Origin of the sequence: Psychrobacter sp. TWP2-1-2 (assembly GCF_049896785.1) — a bacterium.
Classification (GTDB): Bacteria; Pseudomonadota; Gammaproteobacteria; order Pseudomonadales; family Moraxellaceae; genus Psychrobacter.
Map to the genome: position 1 here is coordinate 1 of NZ_JAFCVA010000032.1, position 6,151 is coordinate 6,151.

The following is a 6,151-nucleotide window of genomic DNA, read 5'->3' on the forward strand; positions in this document are numbered from 1 at the left end:
GCAGATACTACGTTTCAAACTCAATACGAAAGCACTGATGATACAGCTCAAACTCAATACGAAAGCACTGATGATACAGCTCAAACCCAGTACGAAAGCACTGATGATACAGCTCAAACCCAGTACGAAAGCACTGATGATGCTAGTGCAGAGCAAGTACAACCATATAACTAATTCAAATAGTAAAGAGACCTCTGTAGGTATATAGCAAATAGGCTAATTCATAGAAAGCCGCAATACACTAAGAGTCTCAAATAAACTAGCTAAACTAAAAAATGCAGCCTAATGGCTGCATTTTTTAGTTTAGCTAGCGACCCATACTTGGAGATCGTGACCTTTTAGGCGCTCTAGCACGCTCAAGTTCTTGCTCTTTAGCTTTGATCACTTCTCTAACTTGTCCAGCAAGGTCTTTAATTCCTTCAATTCCGTCTGTATTCCTGTCTGTGAGCCGGTTATTTTCTTCTGTGACTCCTCTATTTTGAGCTGTATGCTCACTAACTCGCTCAATTCGCCTTCCAACTTCACTGTATTTCTCTCTAATTGCATCGTATCGCTCTCTAGATAGTCGGGCGGTGTTATCGTGCTCTGATACGTCTTCAACTGCGCTACGAGTTGAATTTGTACGTTCCCTAACGCCAATAACTCGCTTATCAATAATGCTTGCGTTGTTACGTGCTCTTTCCGATATGCCACCCATCCATTGAATACGTTCGTCTGCTCTTTCATCGTATTTTGTAACTGCTTGAACAACGTCGGTAAGCGTTCCAGCTCTTGTGTTTTGGTCTGTGCCAATGTGTTCAATGAGGCTGTTAATTCCGCTATATCTTGGTCTTTCTGGTCTAGCATTTGCTGCATGTATTGCTGTTGATCGTCTAGCATCTGCTCTTGGCGTTTGATCGTGTCCTGCTGTGCTTGTAGGGCTTTCTGTACTTGCTCTAGTAGTCTCTTGTCCATGACTTACCTCTGCCCGTAGTTGATGGGGGGCTGCTGTGTCTGCGATTGTGGCTGGGATTTTTGAATGATATAAGTCGGCTTCGAGAACTTGTTGACCAGCATTGCTCCTAACATCATGCCGAATATCATTACGGTGATTGCGACGATACTGGTGACTATTACCCATTTTTTCATTTCTGATTTGATGACCTTCGCTATCCGATCTTCTCGCTGCTCTATCAGTTGAGCTATGTGCTGTGTGTAGGCTTCTATCGTCTTCTCTATATCTTCTGCGAACTGGTTTAAATGCTTGGTGGTATGGGCTTGGACGTTGCTCATATAAGTGTCGAGGGCGGTACTCATATCGGTTTGATGCTTTGCTAAGGTCGTGAGCAACTGCTCGTTGCTCGTGTCTAGGCTGTCCATGCCTTGCTTGATGATAGTCTCGCTTTCTTGTAATTTCGCTGTCATAAAGCTGTTTAGCTGCGTCGTAGCGTTCTCGACTTCCTGCTCGATAGTCTTCGCTTGCTGCTGTGATTTCGCTTTGAACTTCTCTGCTAAACTTAAAGCCTCGCTCATATAATCCACCTGTTAGCCTGATATTTCGTTTTGCTGTGGGATCTGGGTTTTTAATACTGATTGCTTTGTCTGTCTCTCGTGCAATCTCAAAGCCACCATCCATCAAAGCTTGAATAACGTCGTCACGATTGGCTATTACGCCCTCAACCACCAATGCCTTTAGACCGTCAGTAATGGCTTGTCTTGCATCTTTAATGTCTCTTGGTAAGTTGTCACGCTGCGCCATTAATCGCTTGTTGGCGGGATCATTGGGGTCGGTAAAGCCATGCTCGATGTTTTGCATGTCTTTCCATGCGTTGACTCTACGCTTGTCTTGGTAATGGATATAGGGCTGAAAGGCTCTGCCGTGTTCTAAATCCACATCGGCAAAGACAAAGTTCAGCTCTAACCGTCCTTTGTCTCGATGCTCAATCCAGCTCACGCTTACTCTATCAACGTCTAGCCCTGCTCGAAGGGTTTCCTCAAAGCCGTCCATCAAGGCGTTTTTTTGTTCTGCTGTGACTTCATCCGCTGTCTCGGTGAACGATAAGCAACCACTGGTATATTTTTGCTTAAAATCGAGGCTATCAATGAGCAAGGCTTGGTTTTCTATGTCGCCCCTCAATACTTCGGCACCAAGGCGTTTACCGTCTGACTGCTCTTTGTCGTTGAGCAAATAATCAAACACGCCTTTGCTGCCACCAGTGCCATGAGTAAAGAATTTAACGATCATCGGGCATACTCGATGCTAGTGCTTTGTCTAGCGTGGTCTGCAAATCAAGTAAGGCGATCAATACGGCGTTACCGACTTCTTGCCCTGTATTGGTTTGCTTGGCGATTTGATTGATATTGATGCCAATGCGATTAATGGCTCGCACCAATTCAGGATCGGCACTATGGACGATTTTCTTGTGCTTGGGTTCGGGCGGAGCTATCGGTTGATCGAGTACCAAACTGCGGACATAATTAGACATATCATGTGAGCCTGTCCGCTTTTTGATGTCTGCAATTTCTTGATCCGACACTCTGATTTTTAGCCATTTCGTCCTTGCCATTTCAACCTCGCTCTCGCTGTTTTTTTACCCCTCACGGCTTTTTGTGAGGGGTTGGGGTTAAGGGGTTTCCCCTTACCGGCATGCCTTGGGTCAATAGTAACGTAGTGGATATTGTACCCACGGTATATGCTGGCTTAATATTAAAATAGAGGTAGAATAATTGTATATGAATTACTTACTCATTCTAATATTATTTATTTAAATTTTCTAATCGTTCTAAATTCCAGTAATAACTAGAAATATACTTACTCAAAAAGTGAAAGTTCAATTCATTAAAATTCCAGTTCTTAAACGTCCATCCAGCTTCAATTAACTCTGATGCCACGTAAATAAACTCTAAAGTATCTATGAGAAAACAAAATTCTTCGTATCTTTCAAAATAATCAAAATTATGATTACCTCCGTGCACAAAGAAGTTTCTAGCATCGACACTGTGATCGATAACATCTCCTATACTCTCTAGTTCGACAAGACCTGCATCTTCTATAATCTGGTACCTATCTTTAATTTTATGTTTTAAATTTTTATTGCCAAGCCTTCCTAAAGCATTCAACATTGAAGTTTTTTCTGGAGAATCCGGTAAATCTCTAAATATTTTTCTACAGGCATTTTTAGCTTCTAGAACATCATCTGTTAGAGCCACTTTAACACCTGCGTAGGCATTTCTAGGGATCAGATCAAACATGTTAGATAGTTTTATAAGACTATCTGAAGAATAGTCACCTTTACCAAAAAATGAGAAGAAATCTCTTCTAGAAAACTTCCATAGTTCTTGACGCGAGAACCAGTTGTTTATAAGGGTTTTAAACTCATCTAGTTCAACTTCAACATGTACTAATCGATCAGATGCGTATATGAATCGATCAGATTCTTCTTTTAGAGCCATACGTTGATGCACTTCAAAAAAATCTGAGTGACCATTAATATCTTTCACTGCTATTTCAAAAGCTGCTAGTTGCTGCCTTTCCCCTAAGATTAACTCTAAAAGCTGTTTTAAAGTCTCAAGGTACCCAGTCACATCCTTAAAAATTAAAGTCTCCTTGAATTCAAGATGACATGAAACATAATTTTCTAATGTAAAACCTTTATTAGAGGGAGGCGAAGAAGTAACATTGTTTTTGATACTCAAAAAACCTAAATCAAGTTCAATTTCACAGAGCGTATCAGCGCCTGTATAAATAAGAACTTTAGGCTTATCTCCAAAGACATGATGGCTTAAATCACCAAAACCAACACGTCTAAAATCTTCTTGGAGTAAATTACGAACTGAGTGCTCATCCACGTGAATGACCTGATCGAAAGATGTAAAATCAAACAGGTCATTCATATAAGGCAAGGAGAAATTTAGACCTGTAAACACAGGCTGATCAGCAATTATAGGTCTAGAAGAAAATAAAACATAGGAAGCCTCGAATGTTACCGAAACAGCCCAGTTATAGGGGCTTGAATTACGCAACCCACGCAGAGGACTACGACCAGTAGTAACAGTATTGAGCAGAGTAACTTGAGTTGTATCAAGCAGAACTCCAGAAATAGAGCTTGCCAAATCTAAAGTCGTGTAAGGTCTAGGTTTACCAGGTTCAAGATAAATAGTTAAGGTAATATGGGTAACAGACAAAGACAACAAGCCACGGTAGGAACGACCATCGAGGGTAAACCGACCAATCGAGTCCTCATTCAGATACGAGCTCATAAAAAGGAACCTATAAGGGGTAGCAATAGCCTAAGCAGATAGTCGGCACTGGGCTGTTATCTGATTTAGGCTTGCACTTTCCGCTTTTAAAAAATGATATGTCATGAACTTAAAGACAAAAATGGGATTTGTCATTAATAACATTACGGTTTGAGCCAATTACGTATAGTTCTGTCTGAAACACTCAATTCTAATGCTATCTCTTTTTTACTAAGCTGTAGAGCTTGCAGTTCTACAGCTCTCTCTCTCTTATTAGCATAAAGTAATGATCTAGCAAGCCCGCCATTAGACGACTTACTAGCTCTCCCACCTTTTCTTCCTTTAATTGCCTGACGATGGATGAACTCATTATAGTGATAAGCATCACGTTTCCAACAATATTTAGCGATGCTTTTAGCAGTAGCCTTTATTTCTGAGTACGGTAAAGGCTCTGAGAACATCATATTGACGTTCTGAGCATGTTTAAGCACTGAGTTATACCATTGCCCCCAAGTCTTCCCTCGATGCTCTCTAATGGCAGAATATGCCCAATGGCGAACGGTATCGAACAGGTTGCAGTTTCTACCAAGTCCATACTTTTTCTCTGTAGCCGTTAAAGGTCTGAGATCGACGAACTCCGCTAGATAATTCAGCTCGTAGGCTTCTTTTGTCCATACTTCGGTACGCCAATGCTCATGCATCGGATTTTTGGTGATGAAGTTGGTATAACCTACGTCTGCTCTTGTCTCTCTGACAAGACCTGCTTGTATCTTAGCAAGATAATCTAAGGCTTTACGACTGCCATGCTCACTGGTGCAAACAGGCGTTTTTAGCTCATAGACGATATGAGCGTGTCCGTTTTCAGGGTTTTGGCTTGTCCACCGTGGCGGTGGTAGGTATTCTTCCGCCCAGCGCATAGCACCATGCTCATGATCAATGTCTAAGCAGATGAAGTGGGTCATGCAAGGGGGGTTATGCTGGATATACCGCATTTTGACGGCAGTTTGCCTAGGACGAACGACTAGATTACCTAAATCGTCAGTACAATAGGGTTTATGAGGGAGATTTTCGTATATTTCAGGAAGTATTAACATCACGCACGCTTGTATTGGTGCGCCTGCTGATATAAAATGTCCATATCGAAAAGTGGGTTTTATATCTGCTGACACAGATTAAAATTCATCTAACCCCCGAAGCCTGCCAGCTTTGGGGGTTAGTCGTTTCTAGCACTTGAGTTTACGCTCTCATTCTTATTTCGTCAATTAGCAATTTTCTCGTAAAGCCACGCCATTTAAGGCTTACATTGCCCTGAAAAGTTGTACCTACGTCCTACTACAATATTTCTACTTGAATTTAAATAAGAATCACTTAGTACGTTCTCATTAAGCATCTGTGACAGATAACGATTTATAAAATCGCTAAACTGCTAATATTAAACACAAATTTAATGGCTATATTGCCGTTAGCCTAAATTGATTAGCAGAAAGCTGCTAAACAAGAATCCACTGGTAATTACTTAGTATTACAAGAAGATTTTTAGTTGTTAGATTGGTAATTTATATACTACTGAACGACGAAGTTATTAATTGCTAACCTTGCGTTCGGAAATCATGATTAGCTTTATTAATTCATAATATTCTAAACTTTAGAAAATAGTTTCTAATAATATTGGAGTTCAAAAACAATATATAGAATATGTACACCAAGGATCTTAATTAATGAAAAATCTTACTCTGTCATTACTTGTTGGCGCGACACTTACTATTCCAAGCCTGGCAATGGCCGCCGAACCAATGAACACGGAAGCCACGACTGCAGATACTACGTTTCAAACTCAATACGAAAGCACTGATGATACAGCTCAAACTCAATACGAAAGCACTGATGATACAGCTCAAACCCAGTACGAAAGCACTGATGATACAGCTCAAAC

At 40.9% G+C, this 6,151-nt stretch carries 5 protein-coding genes and 1 pseudogene; 1 reads left to right on the forward strand and 5 read right to left on the reverse strand.

Going from position 1 to position 6,151, the window contains the following annotated elements; translation table 11 throughout:
• Positions 1–381 precede the first annotated feature (381 nt).
• The 5 genes from ACP7AE_RS13920 to ACP7AE_RS13940 form a co-directional block, all read right to left on the reverse strand.
• Positions 382–954: a hypothetical protein gene (locus ACP7AE_RS13920; protein ID WP_426243805.1), complete on the reverse strand. Its 573-nt coding sequence runs from the start codon at positions 952–954 to the stop codon at positions 382–384.
• A gap of 3 nt (positions 955–957) precedes the next feature.
• Positions 958–1,512, reverse strand: coding sequence for an MbeB family mobilization protein (locus ACP7AE_RS13925; protein WP_426243807.1), 555 nt, complete (start codon positions 1,510–1,512; stop codon positions 958–960).
• A gap of 701 nt (positions 1,513–2,213) precedes the next feature.
• The gene (locus tag ACP7AE_RS13930) at positions 2,214–2,546 is read right to left on the reverse strand and encodes a plasmid mobilization protein (protein ID WP_426243809.1); all 333 of its coding nucleotides are present in this window, start codon (positions 2,544–2,546) and stop codon (positions 2,214–2,216) included.
• Positions 2,547–2,736: 190 nt separating this feature from the next.
• Positions 2,737–4,239: a HEPN domain-containing protein gene (locus ACP7AE_RS13935; RefSeq protein WP_426243811.1), complete on the reverse strand. Its 1,503-nt coding sequence runs from the start codon at positions 4,237–4,239 to the stop codon at positions 2,737–2,739.
• A 143-nt stretch (positions 4,240–4,382) separates the two neighbouring features.
• Positions 4,383–5,312, reverse strand: a complete 930-nt coding sequence (locus tag ACP7AE_RS13940; protein ID WP_426243813.1) for a replication initiation protein — start codon at positions 5,310–5,312, stop codon at positions 4,383–4,385.
• 624 nt (positions 5,313–5,936) lie between these two features.
• Between ACP7AE_RS13940 and ACP7AE_RS13945 the strand changes: the two are divergent.
• Positions 5,937–6,151, forward strand: a pseudogene (locus ACP7AE_RS13945) (hypothetical protein); the annotation flags it as partial.